The organism is Bdellovibrio sp. HCB185ZH, from assembly GCF_047302455.1.
In the GTDB taxonomy this organism is placed as follows: Bacteria; Bdellovibrionota; Bdellovibrionia; order Bdellovibrionales; family Bdellovibrionaceae; genus Bdellovibrio.
The window spans coordinates 643,937-663,072 of sequence record NZ_CP178624.1; the positions used below are offsets into that span (position 1 = coordinate 643,937).

The 19,136-nt window shown below is 43.4% G+C and carries 19 protein-coding genes; 11 read left to right on the forward strand and 8 right to left on the reverse strand.

The window, feature by feature from the left end:
* Positions 1-26 precede the first annotated feature (26 nt).
* Both ACLSU7_RS03240 and ACLSU7_RS03245 read left to right on the forward strand, forming a co-directional pair.
* Positions 27-566 (forward strand): RNA polymerase sigma factor, encoded by a 540-nt coding sequence (locus ACLSU7_RS03240; RefSeq protein WP_413294117.1) that lies wholly within the window; start codon positions 27-29, stop codon positions 564-566.
* Complete coding sequence (locus tag ACLSU7_RS03245; RefSeq protein ID WP_413294118.1) at positions 553-1,077, forward strand: hypothetical protein; 525 nt, start codon at positions 553-555, stop codon at positions 1,075-1,077. The genes ACLSU7_RS03240 and ACLSU7_RS03245 overlap by 14 nt, the downstream gene beginning before the upstream one ends.
* Here the strand turns inward: ACLSU7_RS03245 and ACLSU7_RS03250 are convergent.
* Together ACLSU7_RS03250 and cysK are read right to left on the reverse strand one after the other, a co-directional pair.
* Positions 1,074-1,796, reverse strand: a complete 723-nt coding sequence (locus ACLSU7_RS03250) for an endonuclease/exonuclease/phosphatase family protein (RefSeq protein ID WP_413294119.1) — start codon at positions 1,794-1,796, stop codon at positions 1,074-1,076. The genes ACLSU7_RS03245 and ACLSU7_RS03250 overlap by 4 nt on opposite strands.
* A gap of 31 nt (positions 1,797-1,827) precedes the next feature.
* The gene (cysK, locus tag ACLSU7_RS03255) at positions 1,828-2,817 is read right to left on the reverse strand and encodes a cysteine synthase A (RefSeq protein ID WP_413294120.1); all 990 of its coding nucleotides are present in this window, start codon (positions 2,815-2,817) and stop codon (positions 1,828-1,830) included.
* 231 nt (positions 2,818-3,048) lie between these two features.
* Here cysK and ACLSU7_RS03260 point away from each other — a divergent pair, with 231 nt between their 5' ends.
* From ACLSU7_RS03260 to ACLSU7_RS03275, 4 genes are all read left to right on the forward strand, one after another.
* Complete coding sequence (locus ACLSU7_RS03260; RefSeq protein WP_413294121.1) at positions 3,049-4,485, forward strand: phosphomannomutase; 1,437 nt, start codon at positions 3,049-3,051, stop codon at positions 4,483-4,485.
* Positions 4,486-4,531: 46 nt separating this feature from the next.
* Complete coding sequence (locus ACLSU7_RS03265) at positions 4,532-5,002, forward strand: hypothetical protein (protein WP_413294122.1); 471 nt, start codon at positions 4,532-4,534, stop codon at positions 5,000-5,002.
* A 167-nt stretch (positions 5,003-5,169) separates the two neighbouring features.
* Positions 5,170-6,648, forward strand: coding sequence for an ArnT family glycosyltransferase (locus ACLSU7_RS03270; RefSeq protein ID WP_413294123.1), 1,479 nt, complete (start codon positions 5,170-5,172; stop codon positions 6,646-6,648).
* Positions 6,649-6,684: 36 nt separating this feature from the next.
* Entirely contained in the window at positions 6,685-7,416 is a 732-nt protein-coding gene (locus ACLSU7_RS03275) for a glycosyltransferase family 2 protein (RefSeq protein ID WP_413294124.1), read from the forward strand.
* 14 nt (positions 7,417-7,430) lie between these two features.
* Here ACLSU7_RS03275 and ACLSU7_RS03280 read toward each other — a convergent pair whose 3' ends face one another.
* Positions 7,431-8,366: a glycosyltransferase gene (locus tag ACLSU7_RS03280; RefSeq protein WP_413294125.1), complete on the reverse strand. Its 936-nt coding sequence runs from the start codon at positions 8,364-8,366 to the stop codon at positions 7,431-7,433.
* A gap of 37 nt (positions 8,367-8,403) precedes the next feature.
* Here ACLSU7_RS03280 and ACLSU7_RS03285 point away from each other — a divergent pair, with 37 nt between their 5' ends.
* Positions 8,404-9,879 carry an ArnT family glycosyltransferase gene (locus ACLSU7_RS03285; protein WP_413294126.1) on the forward strand — a complete coding sequence of 492 codons (1,476 nt, stop codon included), beginning with the start codon at positions 8,404-8,406 and terminating at the stop codon, positions 9,877-9,879.
* Here ACLSU7_RS03285 and ACLSU7_RS03290 read toward each other — a convergent pair.
* Complete coding sequence (locus tag ACLSU7_RS03290; RefSeq protein WP_413294127.1) at positions 9,854-11,257, reverse strand: hypothetical protein; 1,404 nt, start codon at positions 11,255-11,257, stop codon at positions 9,854-9,856. The two genes, ACLSU7_RS03285 and ACLSU7_RS03290, sit on opposite strands and share 26 nt — an antisense overlap.
* Positions 11,258-11,411: 154 nt before the next feature.
* Here ACLSU7_RS03290 and ACLSU7_RS03295 point away from each other — a divergent pair, with 154 nt between their 5' ends.
* The 4 genes from ACLSU7_RS03295 to ACLSU7_RS03310 are packed head-to-tail and all read left to right on the forward strand — an operon-like array spanning position 11,412 to position 15,658.
* Positions 11,412-12,479, forward strand: a complete 1,068-nt coding sequence (locus tag ACLSU7_RS03295) for a glycosyltransferase family 4 protein (protein WP_413294128.1) — start codon at positions 11,412-11,414, stop codon at positions 12,477-12,479.
* On the forward strand, positions 12,476-13,291 hold the full coding sequence (locus ACLSU7_RS03300; RefSeq protein WP_413294129.1) for a glycosyltransferase: 816 nt from the start codon (positions 12,476-12,478) through the stop codon (positions 13,289-13,291). Before ACLSU7_RS03295 ends, ACLSU7_RS03300 begins: the two co-directional genes overlap by 4 nt.
* The gene (gene glf / locus ACLSU7_RS03305) at positions 13,288-14,415 is read left to right on the forward strand and encodes a UDP-galactopyranose mutase (protein WP_413294130.1); all 1,128 of its coding nucleotides are present in this window, start codon (positions 13,288-13,290) and stop codon (positions 14,413-14,415) included. The genes ACLSU7_RS03300 and glf overlap by 4 nt, the downstream gene beginning before the upstream one ends.
* Positions 14,405-15,658, forward strand: a complete 1,254-nt coding sequence (locus ACLSU7_RS03310) for a flippase (protein WP_413294131.1) — start codon at positions 14,405-14,407, stop codon at positions 15,656-15,658. Before glf ends, ACLSU7_RS03310 begins: the two co-directional genes overlap by 11 nt.
* Here ACLSU7_RS03310 and ACLSU7_RS03315 read toward each other — a convergent pair.
* The 4 genes from ACLSU7_RS03315 to ACLSU7_RS03330 all read right to left on the reverse strand — a co-directional run bounded on the left by ACLSU7_RS03315 (position 15,655) and on the right by ACLSU7_RS03330 (position 19,104).
* Entirely contained in the window at positions 15,655-16,482 is an 828-nt protein-coding gene (locus ACLSU7_RS03315) for a DUF4422 domain-containing protein (RefSeq protein ID WP_413294132.1), read from the reverse strand. The two genes, ACLSU7_RS03310 and ACLSU7_RS03315, sit on opposite strands and share 4 nt — an antisense overlap.
* A gap of 134 nt (positions 16,483-16,616) precedes the next feature.
* The gene (locus tag ACLSU7_RS03320) at positions 16,617-17,360 is read right to left on the reverse strand and encodes an ABC transporter ATP-binding protein (protein ID WP_413294133.1); all 744 of its coding nucleotides are present in this window, start codon (positions 17,358-17,360) and stop codon (positions 16,617-16,619) included.
* Between the two features lie 8 nt (positions 17,361-17,368).
* Positions 17,369-18,166 carry an ABC transporter permease gene (locus tag ACLSU7_RS03325; RefSeq protein WP_413294134.1) on the reverse strand — a complete coding sequence of 266 codons (798 nt, stop codon included), beginning with the start codon at positions 18,164-18,166 and terminating at the stop codon, positions 17,369-17,371.
* A gap of 80 nt (positions 18,167-18,246) precedes the next feature.
* Positions 18,247-19,104 carry a hypothetical protein gene (locus ACLSU7_RS03330; RefSeq protein WP_413294135.1) on the reverse strand — a complete coding sequence of 286 codons (858 nt, stop codon included), beginning with the start codon at positions 19,102-19,104 and terminating at the stop codon, positions 18,247-18,249.
* Positions 19,105-19,136: the final 32 nt, after the last annotated feature.

Sequence of the window (19,136 nt, forward strand, 5' to 3'; positions counted from 1 at the left end):
GATGAGGGCAGAGGCATTGTGACAAAGTGATTGAAAAAAAGTTGGAAGACCAAACAGACGAAGAACTTTTAATCTCCCTGGCCGAGGGGGAAACAAAGGCGTTGGATTATCTCTATTCGAGACATTCAGGGCGCGTTTTATCTTATATCAAGAAGCGTGGGCTCAGTGCAGAACGGGCCGACGACGTTTTACAAATCGTCTTTATGCAGATCTTTCGCAAAAAACACCTCTATGATCCCAAACATCAGGCCCTGGCCTGGATCTATGTCATCACCCGAAGTGAGCTAAAAGACTACAGAAATCGCGAAATTAAAAACCACCTCGAGTGGGACGATAAAATGTCACAAATCGATGAGTCCGTTCCTAGTGTGGAACGTGAGGAAGAAGCTGCAGTTCTGCTCAAGGAGCTCGGGCCCCGGGAACAGGAAGCTTTGCGACTGCGATATCTGGATGAGTTGGAATATGAAGAGATGGCTCGACGTATGAAAACTTCTAACAGCAATATCCGCCAATTAGTCAGCCGCGCTTTGAAAGCTCTAAGGAGAAATAACAATGAAAGACATTAAAAATGATTTTGAGTCTTTTAAAAGCGATGCAGGTGAAACTGCGGGTTCTTCTTTTGTCTTAAATAAAATTCGTTCAGAAATTTCAGCGACGGCGCCGAGAAAATCTTCGGTGGCGATGAAGCTTGGTGGCATTCACTTGGTGAGTTCTTTCTTTACGCTGATGGCCTGTCCTCAATTTGGGACGCGTTTGTTTTTTTCAGGCGAAGGCTTAATGGATGTCTTTATGAAGATCTCCCCGGCTTTCTGTCAGACTTTTTGTGGGGCCTTTTATTTGGCAGTGACATTCTTGATGGCTCGCGTGCTTTTGAAGTATGACGAGTGGCTGGTATTAATGCGCTCTCGTGTTTTAACGATTGGCTCTGTGGCTTTATTGTCGCTGGGTGTGTTCGCTATGCTGGCCCGTGGGATTTCGTTTGAAGCAGGGTTACTGTGGGTCTTTGGCGCGGTGGTGGCTGGTGAAATGGCGTCGGCTTCGCGCATGACTTTAAAGAAGTTTTTTAGTCGCGCTTAAAGTTTTAATTTAATCTCTAAGGGGAAGTGATCGGAGCTTATGACGGAGCTGTGCACTTCTGCCTTTAAGACATCAAATCCTCTGACAAAGACGTGGTCTAACTTTAGCAGCCTTCCGTCATTTTCCAGATCGATATGTTCTAATCCTAAGTCTCTAAAAATACTTTTCATGATCAGATGGCGTTTTACATTCCAGGTATTAAAGTCGCCCGCAAGCACAACAGGGCCTTCGAATTTTGCGATGCGCTCGGCGATTTCATAGAGGGACGTCGTAAATGCACCTGTGGTTACAAAATTTAAAACATGGGTGCAGACGACTAGGACTTTTTTACCTTCGAAATCATATTCACTAAAAAGTGTAAGTTTGGGTGTCAGCCAGAAAAACTCTCGGGAACTGGAGCGAATAAAATCAACGGCGCTGGGTGTGTATTTCGAACCGATGGCGACACCGGTGCTGTTTTGATTTTTCTTATAGTGAAAACTTTGAGCGAGGTGCCACTCATAGGTTGAGAAATCCTTTGTCCAAAGCAGTGGCATCTTGTTATCGACGAGGGCTTCTTGGAGCATGATAAAGTCTTTACCACTCCCGTGTTTGCGAAAATCGTTTTCAAAAATCTTAGCCCCTTGGCCCTTATAAACATTCCAGACAAAGATGTTTAATTCAGATGTGGGAGCAAGCAGCTGGCCCGCCTCCCCGATCTTCATTAAAACTTTTTCCATGTCTGGAATTTTAAAAGGAACCATAGACTCCTTATTTTACTCTCGCCAGATACTTTTCATCGACTTCGTGAACTTTCAAAGCTTGAGATTCCGTGCGCTCTTGTTCTGCAAGCAATGTTGAAAGATAGCGTTCCGTTGTACTTGGAACGATGACGACGATATTCTTACCACGGTTTTCTTCTTTAGCTGCCTGACGAAGGCCAGCTAGAATCGCCGCACCGGATGAGATACCAACAGGAATGCCCTCTGTCTTGATCACTTCACGAGCCATCTTCATGGACTCTTCGGAAGAGACTTGTTCAATTCCGTCGACTACAGAGCGATCCATCACAGAGGGAATGAAACCTGCTCCCAAACCTTGGATTTTATGAGGACCCGGTTTTCCGCCTGACAAGACAGGGCTTTCCGCTGGCTCCACCGCGATCATTTTTACACTTGGTTTTTTTGCTTTTAAAACTTTGCCTACACCAGTGATGGTTCCGGAAGTTCCAACTCCGCTGATGACCATATCGACTTGTCCATCAGTGTCTTGCCAGATTTCCAAAGCAGTCGTTTCTGCGTGGATAGCAGGATTTGCTGGGTTGTCGAATTGACCTGCCATCCAGGAATTTTTGTTGGCTTCATGAAGTTCCATGGCCTTTGCGATGGCGCCTTTCATTCCCAAAGGACCTGGCGTAAGGATGATTTTTGCTCCCAAAATCAGAAGCAGAGTTCTGCGTTCCTGGGACATTGTTTCGGGCATTGTCAGTGTGATGGAGTAACCTTTTGCTGCCGCGACAAAGGCCAATGCGATGCCGGTATTACCGCTTGTGGGTTCAATGATCTCCATGCCTTTTTTTAGCTTGCCCTGCAGTTCGGCGCTTTCGATCATCGCCAGACCAATACGATCTTTCACTGAAGCTAGGGGATTGAAGAATTCAAGTTTTAAAAGAAGTTTTCCCGGTAGATCTTTACCCAGGCGCTGCATTTGAACTAGAGGCGTTTTTCCGATCGTTTTCGTGATATCTGAATAGATTCTCATTGCTGAAATGTCCTTTTTTGTTGGTCTCCTCGGACTGGAGAGTAGACGTCTATTCTACTCCTGCTTTCAGGGTGATTCTAGGGAAGATTGGTGGGTCTGGGGAGTTTTTGAGTGGATGTCGAGTTTTTAGACAGGTGTTGGGTGGCATATTGGGGTGCGGACTTCTTTGAACGCACCTCGACAAGACAATCCACAAATCCTTTGATTCAATCATCCCCTGTTGAGGATTTTATGGCGTTGAAATTTGGGACAAGTGGCGTTCGTGGATTGGTTACGGAATTTACTGATAGAGAGGCGTACTTACTAACATGTGCTTTTTTAAAGCATGCGGACTCAACCACACCTTCTTCAACCGTAGCTTTGGGAATGGATTTGCGCGAAAGCAGTCCTAAAATTCTTAGCGCCGTTCAAAAATGTATTACTGATCAGAACAAGGTTGTTCAATATTGCGGAGTTCTGCCGACCCCGGCCCTGGCCTATTTTTCGACTGAGAAAAAGTCTCTTGCAGTCATGATTACCGGAAGTCACATTCCTGCAGATCGCAATGGGATCAAATTTTATCTGACCTCTGGGGAAACTCTGAAGCAAGATGATGAAAAGATTTTTGCAATTTATGAAGGCCTGAAAAAAGAAAACTATAAACAGGAACTTTTTGATAGCCACGGTGCTTTTGTTTCCCCTATCAATTCAGCCCGCGAAGAATGCGCTGAGGTTGCCAAAGACATCTTCATCAAACGTTATGTCGAATCATTTGCGAATGTTTCACTCCAAGGTTTAAAAGTTCTTTTTTATGAGCATTCTTCTGCGGCCCGTGAATTCATCGGAGTCATCCTTGAAAAACTAGGGGCCACAGTCGTTCGCATTGGAAGAAGTGATAAATTTATTCCCGTCGATACTGAGGCGGTGGAATCTTTGGATCTATTTAAAAAGTGGATCGAGGAACATCAAGCAGATGCTTTAATTAGCACGGATGGAGATGGTGATCGTCCTTTGGTGATTGATAATAACGGCGATCTGGTTCAAGGTGATAAGTTGGGAATTATTTGCTCCGAGTTTCTGGGTGTCGAAGCGATTGCGCTTCCGATCAGCTGTAATTCTGGGGTTTCGCAAATTTCTAAATTTAAGAAAGTCGTATTTACCAAAATTGGCTCCCCCTATGTTGTGGAGGCCTTGAATAATCTGGGTTCAGAATTTAAGTCTGTGGCGGGTTTTGAGGCAAACGGAGGATACATTCTTTCTTCTCCAATGACTCTGGCTTCAGAAGTGAAGCCGTTACCAACCCGCGACTCGGTATTGCCGGCTTTGACAATTCTCGCGGCAGCTAAGAAAAATAATTGCAAAGTTTCTGATGTCGTCGCGAAACTTCCTCCCCGCTTTACTTCCAGCGTGCTGGCAAAAAACTGCCCGCCTGAAATGAGCCAAAAGATCATTAACATGGCGAAAGAGGATCCAGCGACCTTCATTCAAGGCGTTGTGCCCGCGGCAAAGGTTCAATCGATCAACACTCTGGATGGACTCAGAATGACGACAGATAACGGAGACGTCATACATTTGCGTCCCTCGGGGAACGCTCCGGAATTCCGTTGCTACACTGAATCTAAAAATCAGAAAATTGCCGATGAATTAAGCAATGTAGTCTTAGGTAAAATCCTGGACACGATTAATTGACAATCGCGGACTGGCCCTCCAGAATTTATCGCGGAGGGTTTACACCATGAGCAACAAAATTATCGCAGGTCTTCTTTTGACTGCTTCTCTATTTTCGACTTCTTATGCCCGTGCAGAATACGCATTGGGAGCCATGATTGGTGACCCAATCGGTTTTTCCGGTCGCATGTCTTTGAATGATCAAAATTCAGTTGATGCTTTTCTAGGCGCATCTGGCGGCACATTCCGTGGATTGCAACTTCATTCAACTTTTTTGTTTGATAAGTTTCAGTCTTGGGAAATGGCCAAGGAAGGTCCAATGAACCTTTACTTGGGTATCGGTGCTCGTGTGATCTTTATCAACGATGGCAAATACGATGGCGATGTGGCTTTTGGTCCTCGCGCACCTGTGGGTATGACTTATATGTGGGCAGATCCTAAGGTTGAGTTCTTTGCTGAGGCGGCTTTGATTTTGGATGTGTCTCCGAAAGTGGATGCAGATCTTGATATTGGCGCTGGCGCAAGATTTAGATTCTAGTTTTGATGTCTAAGAGAGATCAGGACGGTCTTCATCCTGATCTCTGTTTGAATATCACTTAGAGCAATGGCGCACAGTGCCCATCTCCTCCGCCTTAAGTTTCTCAGTTCTCTGCTCCAGGGAAATTGCCTTGCAAACCTAAACAATTGTACATATCGTGCGTTGTAATGCAGCTAAAGAAAATTTCAGAATTAAACAAATTGATCTTATTCATTGCTACGTTAGCGGTGTTCTTTAAGTTCTGGGAGCCTGGTATCGGCCTTAGCTCCACGACATATGGGGCCTTCGCAGCCAATATCGTGCGCGGACAATCCTTGTTTAATTTTCACTTGGGCCCCGGGGTCTTTGATCCGTTCGTTGATCACCCTCCTTTGATTATCTGGATTCAGGCACTGTGTTTTAAATTGTTTGGAATATCTGCCCAAATTTTACGCCTTCCATCTGGAATTCTTGGTATCACCGCTATTTTCAGTAGCTTTTTTCTAGCGAAAAAATATTTCGGCGAAAAGGCTGGCGTCTTTACGGTTTTAGGACTGCTTCTGACAAATACCTTCATGAACTATACAAGCTCTGGCTGGTTAGACATGGGCATGATTGGTTTCATGATGTCGGGCCTTGCTTGCTTTGAAGTTTTTAAAGAAAACCGATCGAAGTTGATGCTGGCATTGAGCGGTCTGTTGTTTTCTTGTGCGCTGTTAGCCAAGGGATTGGCTGCGATGGGGCTATTACCAATTGCGATTTACGTCCTGGCTTCTCGGTTGAAATTTGTGGAATTATTGATCTTGGCTGCAACAAGCCTTGCTCCCGTTGCGCTATTTGATGGACTCTTTTTCATGGAGCACCAGCGCGAATTCTTCTCATGGTATCTTCAACGTCGCGAGATGAATGCAGCTCAAATGCAACGCGTGTACGGCGAAGGATCCAACAAATTGTGGTATCTTCGCGACCTGATGGAACGTTCACACATTGTGTTTTTTGCGATGTTCGTAGGCGTCTTCGCGGCGTTCAAAAATCGCAAAAACTCAGTTTCAGGTGTGCGTCTATTCACAGTTTTATGTGTCGCTGAAATTCTTATTCACAGTTTGATCTATGGCTTCACGAACAAGGAATACAGTCATTACTTGCTGCCGGCCTTCCCGTGGATTGCTATCTTAGGCGGTGCTGGGTGCGCGACACTTATCACGAGACTTGAAGCCATAAAGGTCGCTCGCGGAATGTATGCCTTATGCCTCGGACTATTCCTTTTGGTGACCGTCCTGCCGATCAAAGTTCACATGGGCGATGACAACGAGGTCCGTGCGATGGCCGCTTCGATGAAGGAATTCCCTGAAATTAAAAAAGTCCGTGTTGTTGAAATCCCTGATGATCAACACTCGTGGGAGGGATTAACTTCCTATGCTGCTTGGTACTTGGATCTTGTTCCCACAATTCATGTGGCAGAAAAGTTGTTAGACGGAATTCAGACTGACGAAGCAGTTTTAGTCTCGAGTTCCACCAAAGCTGACACTTTCCCGTTTCTTGCTAATGAATTTCAACTATGTTTAACTAACCAGGCTTATTCGCTTTACATGCATAAAAGCGTTTGCACCTTGGAACGCTTGCAACGAAGAGCACCGGGGGATCCGGTGAATTCTTTTAGCCGATAATCAGTTAAGTAATAAGAAAAGTATTTGAGAAATAAGATGAAGCAGCTGTTAGTATATGTTCCTTGTTATAACGAAGAAGAAGCCATCGAACCGATGGCAAACACTTTTGCGACTCTTCATGAGCGTCTGCAAAAAAATTCTTTGCAGTTGCAAGTTGTCTGGATCAACGACGCCAGCCGCGATACCACGCCTGAAAAAATCGATGCCGTTTGCAGCAAGTATTCCTTTGCGCGTGCCATTCACCATCCCCAGAACAAAGGTTTGGTCGGAGTTCTTGAAACCAGTCTGAGTGATGCGGGCACCTTGAATTCTGAAAATCTTTTTGCCATTGGCATTTTAGATGGCGACAACTCTCACCCGGCAGAATTCTTTTTACCGATGATCGAAAAGATTGATTTAGGATACGACCTGGTGATTGCGTCACGTTTTCAAGTGGGCAGCATCGTTGAAGGTGTTCCGTTTCACCGACAGTTGCTTTCTTTAGGAATGTCTTACCTCTTTAGACTGGCAGGCCGTATCACCAATGTTCATGACTATTCCTGCGGATTCCGTCTATACAAAGCACCGCTATTTCAAAAGCTTAAAGATTATAAATTTAGAAAACGTAGTTTTGCGTGTATGGTAGAGCTTCTGATCGCTTGTGCTGACAAGAAGGCCCTGTGCTGTGAAGTTCCGTTTATTCTTCGTTATGATCAAAAGATGAGCGAATCGAAAATGCGCGTGTGGTGGACGATTCGCGAGACCTTAAGTGTTTTGATAAAACATTAATTAAAAAGCCAGATTTAACTCTGGCTTTTTAGTTGTTCCAATCCGCAATCAGTAATGTATTTTTTCGATTCTTTCAAGGCCACGAACTTTGCCTCATTCACTTGAGAGCGGGCCTGAAGCTTGTGATACAAGTGATACTGAATCGCCTGATGAATCATCGGAATCGGTGTCACACCAATTCCCGAAAGCCTGAAGTCAATATCCGAGTCCTCTCCGATGCCGGGTTTATAATAAGTCATATCAAAGCCATTTACTTTGATCAGATCTGATTTTGCGACCGAGAAATTACATCCCACCAGACCACGGGACTTGCGATTTAATTTTTTATAGAGCCACTGTGAAGTGATTCTGAAACCTTTGATCGCGTTGTTGTCTTTCATCCAAACCATTGTTGGAGCAATCCACCACCAGTTGCGCTGTAAATAGTGAGATTTGATTCTTTCAACTGTAAGGCCAGCTGCAACCTTGGGAGTTAAATCCACACGGCGTCCAGCCAACGTGTGCCCCTCTTGGCGGTTGTTCCAATGATCCTGTAAAAAGTCGGGATGTAAAACACAATCCGCATCGACAAAAACCAGATACTCCCCGCGGGATTTTAAGACGCCACGGTTGAGCATTTCATTTTTATAAAAACCACGGTCTTCGTGCCAAAGATGCAAAACGCGAACATCAGAGTTTTCATACAAGTCACGCAAGTCGTTCACCGCGGCATCGTGGGATCCGTCATCACAGATCACCAACTCAAAATCACGGAAAGACTGGACTTCGATGGATGCAAAAACTTTTTTAAAGAACTCCACGTTATTGTAGAACGCCAAAAATAGCGTCACTTTCGGGGTCGATCCCGATCCATAGACTTTATTTTGGTATTGGGCGGTTTTTACGCTCATGACGGCTCCGTTGTAATTATCACGACCATATTTACAGTTTTCCACACGCGATGCGAACATCAAATCATTCCTGCGGCGCAGAATTTTTGAGGATAGTATGAAGATCGACTCACGGATTCTATGGTTACTTTTAGCTCTGATACTTTTTGTATTTGGTAATAGCTGGGAGCCAGGTGTGGGTGTGGACACTGCGACCTATGGAGCAGTGGCAAGGGATATCCTGACCCATGGAAACTGGTTTCGCCCTAAGCTTGCGGCACAGATTTTTGATCCCTTTGTCGAGCATCCGTATTTGGTGATTTGGCTTCAAGCTATTTCATTGAAAGTATGGGGACCTACGGCCCTGGGAATTAATTTTACCTCCTCTGTTTTAGGTATTGCAGGAGTGATTGCCTTTTTTGCTGCGATCAGAAGATTGATAGATGAAAATACTGCTGTTTTATCTGTTATTGCTCTTTTAACTATTAATGTGTTCATGAATTTTATGTCGAGTGGTTGGCTTGACATGCCGATGGTGGCTTTTGTTCTGATCGCCTTTTATTTTTCTACTCGTATCTCGGAAGAAGATGGCTTTCTTTTCGTCTTGCTGACGGGCTTGTTTTTAAGTTTTGCCGTTTTAACGAAAGGTGTCGCGGCCCTGGGCATTTTTCCGGTAATGGTATTTGCCGGGGCTCAATGTAAATGGAAAGCAAAACCACTGACCATCTTTAGCCTTGGATTTTTTCTACCTCTCATTGCGTTCACCTGGGCCCACTATCAATCTGAAGGTTTTCTTTTTTGGCGGAAATATTACATCAGCCAATTTGTATTTCATAATGGCGAAGACGCAAAGACCGATGCGGTCGGTTGGTCGTGGTATATTCGCGATGCTCTTACTCATGCCCATATGGTGGCACTCTTGTTTATCCCGGGCATTGTGTACCTTTGGAAAAAAGGCCACCGCTGGATTGCTGTGACGGCTGCATTGGAAATTTTAATCCATGTTGGGGCTTATGCTTTCAGTGAAAGGCACAATCGCCAATACTTATTGCCGATTTTTCCTTGGCTTGCACTGGGAGCGGGTTTTCTGATTTCAGTATTTTGGAAAATTAATTCTGAAAGATGGAGTCAGGGTCTCTTTTATTTGGCTTTAACATACTTTGTTGCAGTAAGTGTCCTCCCAGTTACAGTTCACACAATGAGCGGAGCCGAAATTTACGATCTACTCCCTGTTGTTCGTAATTCCCCGATTCAAGATATTTATTTTGAAGTCACCGAAGTTGAGCGGCAGCGTGGGAACATGACCAGCCCCTATATTGCCTGGTATCTGCAAAGAAATCCTGTCACCTTTACAGCTTCGGAATTACCTTTTATTTCTGCGAGATTAAAAGACACGGAGGCGATACTCCTCGCGCGTGGAAGCAGTTACGATTCGTATTTAAAAAACCAAGACACAGTCTGTGGCTGGAACGACGCTTGGATTTTAATATCCACCAGAGAAAATTGCGCGACCCTTGATCGCAAGCGAACATCCGCCAATGGGTATTGGCGGACAAAAGCTGCGAAACCTAATTCAAAGGTAGCTGGGCCATAGTTTCAGTGGGCCCAACGCTTTCAAGATTTAAAAGCACTTGTTTAAGCTTATCGGCATTGATGCGTTTTCTGAATTGTGATTTTGGTTGCGAACCAAGATCGTGGGAATAAACGGCAAAAATACCTTCTGGTACGTGATAACCAGTTCCGGCCTCTGTCTCGATCACGCGGATGCCTGATTCCGCAAACGTCAGGGGAGCTGCACCTGCGCGGTACAGATGACCGTCTTTGATATCAATGACCGGTGGCCACAAAGTTTTCACACAAAGTGATAATCCTGCTTTCTCAACTTCGAAAGCTTTCGTTCCGCCTTTGTAGGTAACTTTATCCAAAGCCTTAATTGCTTCTTGGACAGTCGCTTCGTCTTTAAACTCCACGCCAATCAAAGGAACCATGGAAAGTTGCGGAGTGAACGTTGAACGATCAAAGCCCAAGCTTACGAAAAGCTTTTCAATATCCCCGACTGTCAGCTCGTACCCATGATGGCCATCGTTGTAAACTGCGGCCTGTCCCATGGAGGTTCCAAACACCACGACCAAATCAGGATGATTGATCAATAAGCCATAAACGTCTGAAAGCATGTTATCGAGAGTCTCTAAAGCAAAACGCATGGTCGCTTGTTGTTCACCGTTGTTTTGAGTTCTGAAATCCTCTGGGAAAACGTGATTCCAATAGCGATGCATGACGCCTGCGACGTGGTTTGTAAAGAAGCTTGCATAGTCAATTTGATCGACTTTATTAAAGTACAGGCTTTTAAACACATCCCAAAACAGGATAGTCTGAAAAACCGGACGACGGCTGCGTTTCACGGGGTCAAACTTTTCACCAATCAATTGAGCTGCCAATTTGAACAGCGTACTCGCAGAAATTCCGCACTTAAAGCCACTCACCATGAATTGCAGGATTTCTTTGAGAGGTGGAAGTTCTTTGGAAACCACTCGGCCATTTTTTCTGACTTGGCCCAAATTCATTTTTTGCAATGGCTCCACATAGGCCGGAATGCATTGTTCATCGTGGGCGAAGGTATCGGGAATGTAGAAACCATTTACGCCCGGGTCTTTCGGTGGCCAGCTTTGCATGGAACCGAATACGCCGACGGTTTTACCCTCTTTACGAAGATCTTCCCAGATGGCAGAACCTTTGAATGACTTTACGTCTTGTCCCAGATGAAGGACGTTATGAGTTTCAGCACTTGTCCCGCGGTGAACTGTTGGCCAGGTCACCCAGGGGTGAAGTTCGCCTTTATCGACTGCAAAGCTCTCGTACTGCCAGGCTTCGTTAAAGAAGCGTTGGATATTGGGGTAGTCACCCGTTTTTAGATATTTATCGATCAAACGGAAGGGAACTTCATTGATTTCTAGGAAGAGAACTTTAGACATTTAGTGAAGATAGGGCTTTTTGGGGGAGAGTTCAATTGGTGGGGGTTTTGGGTTTTTCGCGGGGCGTAGTGCTGCCAGTTTTTAAGGTCAAGATGACATGAAGTGTTGAGTGAGTTGATTGAACTCACTCTAATTAAATTCTAGACTCGCCACCATGCTTCTAATCACCTTTTGGCCCTTCATCATAGCTCTGCTGATCTCAGCATTTTCTATCCCTGTGATTATCCGCGTTGCTGATGCCAAACATCTGATGGATGAGCCAGATTCGGACCGTAAATTTCACTCCCAAAGAACTCCAACCCTTGGTGGAATTGCTATCTTTGCGGGGACGGTTTTCTCATTCGCCGCAATGGTCGACTATATTGGAGCAAACTACGATATTAAATTTATGATTCCGGCGTTCATCCTTTTATTCTTTGCGGGAATTAAAGATGATATTTTGGATCTGTCCGCTGTTAAAAAATTATTCATTCAATTCTTCTGTGCTGCCTTATTAACCGTCTTCGGGACTATGCGCTTAACCAACCTTTGGGGAATGCTTGGCATCACTGAAATCCCACCAGTTGTCGGTATCATTCTGACATTTATTTTGATCGTAGCATTGATCAATGCATTTAACCTGATTGATGGTATCGATGGGCTTGCTGGAGGATTGGGACTGATTGCGTCTCTATTTTTTGGTACTTGGTTTGCTCTTACAAATGCAACAGCCTTAAGCATTCTGGCTTTCTCTGTCGCCGGGGCCCTGCTTGGTTTCTTATTCTACAATTTCCATCGTGCGAAAATATTTATGGGTGACACAGGGTCTATGATGATTGGTTTCATTATGTCGATCCTTGCCATCAAGTTCATTGAGAACAATCGTTTACCCGGAGTTGAAAACTCGGCATATTACATCAAAGCTGCGCCTGGGGTAGCCGTTGCCGCTGTGATGATTCCGTTGTTCGATATGAGTCGTGTATTCTTCCAAAGAATATTGAAGAAAAAAAGCCCATTGAAGGCAGATCGCAATCACATTCATCACATGTTGATTGATTTAAACCTTTCAACGACGACAGCCACTGTGGCTTTGTATTTGGCAGCCATCGCTTTGATTGCGATTTCACTTCTGCTAAAAGATTTGCGATCGATGGAGCTTATTCTGATTTTAATTGCTGCCGCAAGCATCGTAAGTTTTGGCGTCATTCTATTAAGACGTAAAATGAAGGCTTCAGCAGAATGACGGAAATTATTGGCTCAATCGTCACATTCAATCCGTCATGGGATCTTTTAGAAAAGACGATTCGTTCTTTTCTAACCGCAGCTCCTGCTGCACAAGTTGTGGTTTGGGACAATTCTCCCTTAGATGGAGTTAGCGCTAAGCTAAAAAGTACTTTTGCGGAAAAAGTCATTTACTTGAAATCCCCCGGTAACTTTGGCTATGGCAAGGGACACAATTCAGTATTTAAGCACATTCAAGGAAACTGCCGTTATTTTGCAGTTTTGAATCCTGACCTGGAAATTCCGATTGAGTCTATTTCAAAGCTAACAGCTTACTTAGAACAGAACCCTCAGTTTGAGATGATTTCTGGAAGCATCAAAGGGATGGATGAAAAGATTCACGAGGTGCATAAGCCGCTTCCGTCTTTCATGGGTTACATCCGCACACTTTTGGGACGTAAGTTTCCTTCACTCAAGAGTGACGATCTCCAGAATCCATTCTTTCCATTGCCGGCAAAACCACTTCGCATTCCTGTTATCAGCGGATGCTTTATGCTTTTCACGGCCAAGCATTACAAAGAATTGAACGGTTTTGACGAGAGATTCTTTCTTTATTTCGAGGACTATGATCTTTCGTTGCGTTCTTTTTTGACTGGCAAAAGCGTTGTCGTTCCTGAAGTGACTATCCACCACAACTGGGAACGCGCAAGTCACAAGAAATTTAAACTATTACTGACACATCTCAGATCAGCCTTCATTTTCTATTTCAAATGGGGCTTTGGCAATAAACTGGCTAAGAAGGTCAATGAAACTGCCAGACAGGAGAAACCATGAACACAAATAAAAAAATCTGCATCGTTGGCGCCGGTTTTTCGGGATTAGTTATCGGTCGCGAACTGGCTGAACGTGGATATCTTGTCGACATCTTTGAAAGCAGAAATCATATTGCTGGAAATTGCTATTCCGAACGCGATCCAGAAACCAATGTGATGATCCACAAATATGGCCCTCACATCTTTCACACGGATAACGAACGCGTGTGGAACTATGTGAACAAGTACGATGAGTTTATGCCTTACGTAAATCGTGTAAAGGCACAAACTGAAGGTCGCGTGTTTTCATTGCCGATCAATCTTCACACTATCAATCAGTACTTTGGAAAAACCTTGAATCCCGCGGAAGCAAAACAGTTTCTTGCAGAGCAAGGCGATACCTCAATCGGCGAACCTGTCTCATTCGAAGATCAGGCTTTAAAGTTTGTCGGTAAAGCTTTGTATCATGCGTTCTTTAAAGGCTACACAGAAAAGCAATGGGGAATGTCTCCAACCCTGCTGCCAGCATCCATTCTAAAAAGACTTCCGGTCCGTTTTAACTATGATGACAATTATTTCTCTCATAAGTTTCAAGGCATGCCTAAGAATGGTTACACGCATATTGCTGAACAGATCGCAAAGCACCCGAACATCAAAGTTCAATTCAATACGGTCTTTGATAAAAACGATCAAAAATTCCAAGGGTACGATCACACATTCTATAGTGGACCACTGGATGCGTATTACGATCATCAATTTGGCGATCTAGGTTATCGCACTTTGGATTTTGAAGTATTGCGTGCTGAAGGCGACTATCAAGGTTGCGCCGTTATGAATTACTGCGATAACTCAGCTCCTTACACTCGCATCACTGAGCATAAATATTTTGCTCCTTGGGAGTCCCACACAAAAACTGTTGTTTTCAAAGAATTCAGTCGTGCTTGCGGTAAAGACGATATTCCTTACTACCCGATTCGCTTGGTCGCAGAACAAGAACTTTTGAACAAGTATTTGAACCTGGCTAATCAGGAAAAGAAAGTAACGTTCGTAGGGCGCCTGGGAACGTATCGCTATCTGGATATGGACGTAACAATTGCCGAGGCACTTCAAACTGCTGAGGATTTCTTAAGTCGAAATGAAAAGTAGCAGCAGTCTTAAGCTTAATACGCTTTACTTGTTTATCGTTCAGGGAAGTACTTACTTACTTCCTTTGATTACTTTTCCCTATCTGACTCGCATTCTTGGTCCCGCCGGATTCGGGACACTTGCCTTTGCACAGGCCACTGTCCAATACTTCATTCTTTTTACAGACTACGGTTTTAACCTAAGTGCATCCCGTCTGGTTGCGCATCATCGGAATGATCCTGTAGAATTGACTAAGATATTTTGGTCGACCTTTTTTGCAAAATTAGGTCTTTCGCTGATCAGTTTTCTGTTGTTGGTTCCTTTGTTATTTATTGTCGATGCCTATTCTGCGATAAAACCCATTTTACTTTGTTATTTCCTTGGAGTGATCGGAAATGTTCTTTCCCCGATTTGGTTTTTTCAAGGCATGGAAAAAATGCGGCCACTTACGATCTCTTCTCTCGTTTCCCGTGGGCTGATTATTCCGCTTACGTTTTTTCTTGTGAAATCACCTTCTGATTTGGTACTTGCGGCACTTTTGCAAGGTTGCGCAAACTTATTGGCTGGTTTTGCAGGCATGACTTTGGTTTATTTGGATAAATCAATACAGAGAACCTATTTTAATCTAAAAGAAATCTGGGATGCCTTGAAAGACGGCTGGCATGTTTTCATTTCAACCGCTGCAATCAGCCTTTACACGATTAGCACCACAGTCATACTTGGCTTTATTGCGGGACCAGCTGCTGTTGGTTTATTCAACGCCGCAAGTACAATCAAAAATGCTGCAAGTTATCTTATAACGCCATTTAGCCAGGCTCTGTATCCACGAGTAAATGCTTTGTATAAGTCCAACTATAACGAAGCCATTCAACTCTTGCGTAAAGCGCTCGTCCTGCAGAGCTCTGTGGCATTGTGTGCTTCACTAGGCATTTTAATCTTTGCAGAATTGATTGAAAAGATAGTATTAGGCCCGAGCTTTGTGGGCGTGGCGCTACTTATTCGCATCCTTGCATTTGCGCCATTTTTAATCGCGATCAGTAATATTCTTGGGATTCAGACAATGCTGACTCACGGATACAAGAAAGAATTCAGTCTTATACTTTTAATAAGTGGTGCTGCGAACCTTATCCTACTATTCCCATTGGGACATGCCTTCCAAGCGACAGGGGCCGCCGTTTCAGTTCTAGTGACAGAAACGTTAGTCACGACCCTTATGGCGATCTTTTTAAAGAAGAAGAACAATCCTATTTTTGGAAAAAGCTAGTTCATCAAGAACGGAAAAATCACACGCTTTAATTTGGTCATGAATGGTTGAGGCTTGAACACTCCAAAAACAAACGGCAATTCCAAAACCTTCGGATTGTCCCTTTTCATGACGTGCTCGACGTAGATGTCTAAAAGCCTCTCTGCTGCAAAACCGAAGATACGTCTTTGATAAGAATCTTCTTGATTTACAGTGGTTCTTTTTTCAAGTTCGCTTAAAACTTTAAACTGCCAATCCATGAATTCTTCGAAATAGGCGCGCTTAAAGACGAACATATTGCAGAATCGACCGGAGCGTCTTTTCATCACTTTCTGAATGGCGTCTTCAAAATTTGGAGTGATTTCGCGAACAATCCCCACCAACAAGTCCATATCCTGCTTAGAATGATAGTGACTATAGGCCGCATAATTCGTTCTAAAATAAACATTGACTTGCAAACGAGGAATCACCATGTCTACAGACGCACATCTGTCAGCCACGTTGGCGTCGGACCATCCAAACTTCGAGATAGTTTCTGGATCAAACTGAGTAAAATCCTCAATTCCCCCGCTGTTGTTTTTAGCACTGAAATTAAAAAAACGACGGTAATGAGCCAGCCCAATGTAATCGGTTTTAGGATTCTGGTTCTTCCAGACCCAATATTCAGCCGTTAGTTCACAATAGTTTCTATTTTTTTGAGAGATATTGTCGCCTGAATCGTCACCAATCGCATCCAGGTTTACTTTGCTGAGAGATTTACCAACATGAATTGGCTTAAATACCTCTGAACTATAAGAAGGCCCTGGAGCATGATGACAAACATAGATTGCAACGGACGCTTTCATTTAATATTCCTCAAGCAAAATGTGAGTGCGCCAATAAGGGTAACACAATCACTAATTAAAAGCTTTAACTTCATTTATAAAATACCTGCAATATCAGACCGTCTTTAATTATGACTGATTATAGGAGATGGTCCTCAGTTAAATTCCTCCAGATACCGCTTGGCTCCCTCTTTTGCATCACCATCGAAAGCAACGGAATGTTTATCAATAAGGATACAACGATTGCAATAACTCGAAACCTGCTCTGGACTATGAGTCACTAAAATAATCGTTTTACCTTGCTTATGAAGCTCTTCGATTTTCATTAATGACTTTCGCTGAAAACCAATGTCCCCGACAGCCAGAATTTCATCAAATAAAAGAATTGGGGCATCAAGATGGCAAGCAATTGAAAATGCAAGCCTCACCAACATACCCGATGAGTAATTTCGCACAGGAGCTTGAATATGATCACCCAATTCAGAAAATTCGATTATTGAGGATATCTTCTCTTCCGTTTCTTTCCGACCAAAACCAAGAATCGCTGCATTTAGAAAAATATTTTCAAAACCACTCAATTCATCGGCAAAACCGGCACCCAACTCTAAAACTGGAGCTATTTTCCCGTTTATTTTAACTTCCCCGTGAGTTGGGGAATATATTCCTGAAATAATTTTTAACGTCGTGCTTTTCCCAGCGCCATTTCGGCCCATGATGCCAACGAACTCCCCTGGAAAGATTTCGAATGAGATATCACTAAGAACAGTTACATGCTGCTGAACAACACCCAACTTTTGCCGGGAGAATAAATTAACTAAATATCGTTTCAAATCACGTGGACGGTTTTGCCAATACGTAAATTTTTTTGTAACGCTTTGAAGTTGAATTACAGGATTCATGCCACCACCTATAGCCTTTCAACCAAAGATTTTCGATTAAAACGATATACCATAGTCGCAATCAAAAATAAAAGTGCCGTCCAGGCCATAAGAATTAATAACTCCTGAGCTTGCAGATATCCCGTGCCACCCGTGATTTTATGCAACCCCGAAAAGACAAACCAAACTGGATTCAAAATTTTAATGAATTGCATCTGCGAGGGGACCATAGATTCGGAGTATACAACTGGCGTAAGATAAAACCATACCTGTAATATTACCGACATAATAGGCCTCAAATCCCGCAAATGAACAAACAAAATTGCTGATGTTAGTCCGATTGAGTAAGCCTGAATAAATAAAGCGACACATAAAAGAGGTATCTGAAACCATCCCAACGTTGGCCACACGGAGTATGCTACCATTACAACCAATAAGACTGGTAAAGCCAATACCATATTGATTGCTGCTGTGAACGCTTCACTCAGAGGAAATATTGACACGTTAATTGGAACTTTATTTAAAATAAAATGATTACCAACGATCGATTCCAACCCGCCAGTAATTGTCGCCTGAAAAAACGTCCACGGAATAACGCCAGAAAGAATAAAGACCAAATAATTTGGTATTTGCACTTTCATAACATACTGGAATACTAGGAAGTAAATCGCTGCTGAAAACGCCGGGATTAAAATCGTCCAGAGAATTCCCAATATCGATTTTCTATACTTGAGTTTTAAATTTCTACTTACAAAATTAAATAGGGCGAATTTATGATTTATACAAAATACATCGCCAAATAATGAGCCCAAAAACGAGCCTCCCATGAGAACATTTTTACGTTAAAGTTATCTAAGATAATCATGCAAGCCGATACACTTAACGCGCCGTTCTTCGGCGGTTACTTTTAAAATATTTCTATACAAACAGAATCACTCCATGTGGCCCCGGAAGAAAGAAGTTGAATGCCTTTTTTTTCACCAAACTCACCCTCGAAACCGACGACATCGGCATACCCCCACCACGGCTCAACGCATATAAATCCGTCAATATCCTTGGTCCAAACTCCCAAATGATTCGCATTCCCGCAATTTATTTGAAGCATAGGCGAGCCAACCGTCTTCGATAACACCAATACGCCAGGAGATTGATTCAAAAATAGGAGTGCATCATTAGCGAAGAGCCCTTGATCTAAAGTCAAATTATTACCGCTATATGTTTGTTGCTGCATTAAATCGACCAACCCATCTCTTAGAGCAAAGGATTTTTTCAAAGTCGACTGATGAGTGAGTTGAACAAGCCTTTCATTGAAAGCCGAAGGTATACAAAATGCGGGATGCCAGCCAATATTGAAAAGCATCGTTTGCTTGTCAAAATTTTGCACAGAGAAGTTTATAAGCAGTTCTGCCCCGATAATCTTATAGGTAACAGTAAGGCAATATCTAAAAGGATACTGTTCGAGTGAGGTTTCATTAAACATCAACGACAGCTCCACAGAATCGTCAAATTTTCTCACAATTGAAAACTCGGAATCCCGGGCAAAACCATGTTGATTCATTAGATAGTCGTTACCTTCATAGCGAAGTTTATCGCCACTCAGTCTACCAACAATCGGGAACAATATGGGAGCATGTCTCTTCCATGGATCTCTCCCTGGCCAAATCCAATTGTGGCTTTGGCCTCGACGTGACAAGACTAACAACTCGGCACCTAAAGTAGACACCTTTACAGTGACTTCATCAGAACTAATTTCGCAAATCGGCATTTAACGATTCTCGTTGAACGACATTGCATTAA

Bases quoted from the DNA above. Each gene is read 5' to 3' on its own strand.
- ACLSU7_RS03245 (WP_413294118.1), top strand. From the start codon at position 553: ATGAAAGACATTAAAAATGATTTTGAGTCTTTTAAAAGCGATGCAGGT.
- ACLSU7_RS03250 (WP_413294119.1), bottom strand. From the start codon at position 1,796: ATGGAAAAAGTTTTAATGAAGATCGGGGAGGCGGGCCAGCTGCTTGCT.
- cysK (WP_413294120.1), bottom strand. From the start codon at position 2,817: ATGAGAATCTATTCAGATATCACGAAAACGATCGGAAAAACGCCTCTA.
- ACLSU7_RS03260 (WP_413294121.1), top strand. From the start codon at position 3,049: ATGGCGTTGAAATTTGGGACAAGTGGCGTTCGTGGATTGGTTACGGAA.
- ACLSU7_RS03265 (WP_413294122.1), top strand. From the start codon at position 4,532: ATGAGCAACAAAATTATCGCAGGTCTTCTTTTGACTGCTTCTCTATTT.
- ACLSU7_RS03270 (WP_413294123.1), top strand. From the start codon at position 5,170: ATGCAGCTAAAGAAAATTTCAGAATTAAACAAATTGATCTTATTCATT.
- ACLSU7_RS03275 (WP_413294124.1), top strand. From the start codon at position 6,685: ATGAAGCAGCTGTTAGTATATGTTCCTTGTTATAACGAAGAAGAAGCC.
- ACLSU7_RS03280 (WP_413294125.1), bottom strand. From the start codon at position 8,366: ATGTTCGCATCGCGTGTGGAAAACTGTAAATATGGTCGTGATAATTAC.
- ACLSU7_RS03285 (WP_413294126.1), top strand. From the start codon at position 8,404: ATGAAGATCGACTCACGGATTCTATGGTTACTTTTAGCTCTGATACTT.
- ACLSU7_RS03290 (WP_413294127.1), bottom strand. From the start codon at position 11,257: ATGTCTAAAGTTCTCTTCCTAGAAATCAATGAAGTTCCCTTCCGTTTG.
- ACLSU7_RS03295 (WP_413294128.1), top strand. From the start codon at position 11,412: ATGCTTCTAATCACCTTTTGGCCCTTCATCATAGCTCTGCTGATCTCA.
- ACLSU7_RS03300 (WP_413294129.1), top strand. From the start codon at position 12,476: ATGACGGAAATTATTGGCTCAATCGTCACATTCAATCCGTCATGGGAT.
- glf (WP_413294130.1), top strand. From the start codon at position 13,288: ATGAACACAAATAAAAAAATCTGCATCGTTGGCGCCGGTTTTTCGGGA.
- ACLSU7_RS03310 (WP_413294131.1), top strand. From the start codon at position 14,405: ATGAAAAGTAGCAGCAGTCTTAAGCTTAATACGCTTTACTTGTTTATC.
- ACLSU7_RS03315 (WP_413294132.1), bottom strand. From the start codon at position 16,482: ATGAAAGCGTCCGTTGCAATCTATGTTTGTCATCATGCTCCAGGGCCT.
- ACLSU7_RS03320 (WP_413294133.1), bottom strand. From the start codon at position 17,360: ATGAATCCTGTAATTCAACTTCAAAGCGTTACAAAAAAATTTACGTAT.
- ACLSU7_RS03325 (WP_413294134.1), bottom strand. From the start codon at position 18,166: ATGGGAGGCTCGTTTTTGGGCTCATTATTTGGCGATGTATTTTGTATA.
- ACLSU7_RS03330 (WP_413294135.1), bottom strand. From the start codon at position 19,104: ATGCCGATTTGCGAAATTAGTTCTGATGAAGTCACTGTAAAGGTGTCT.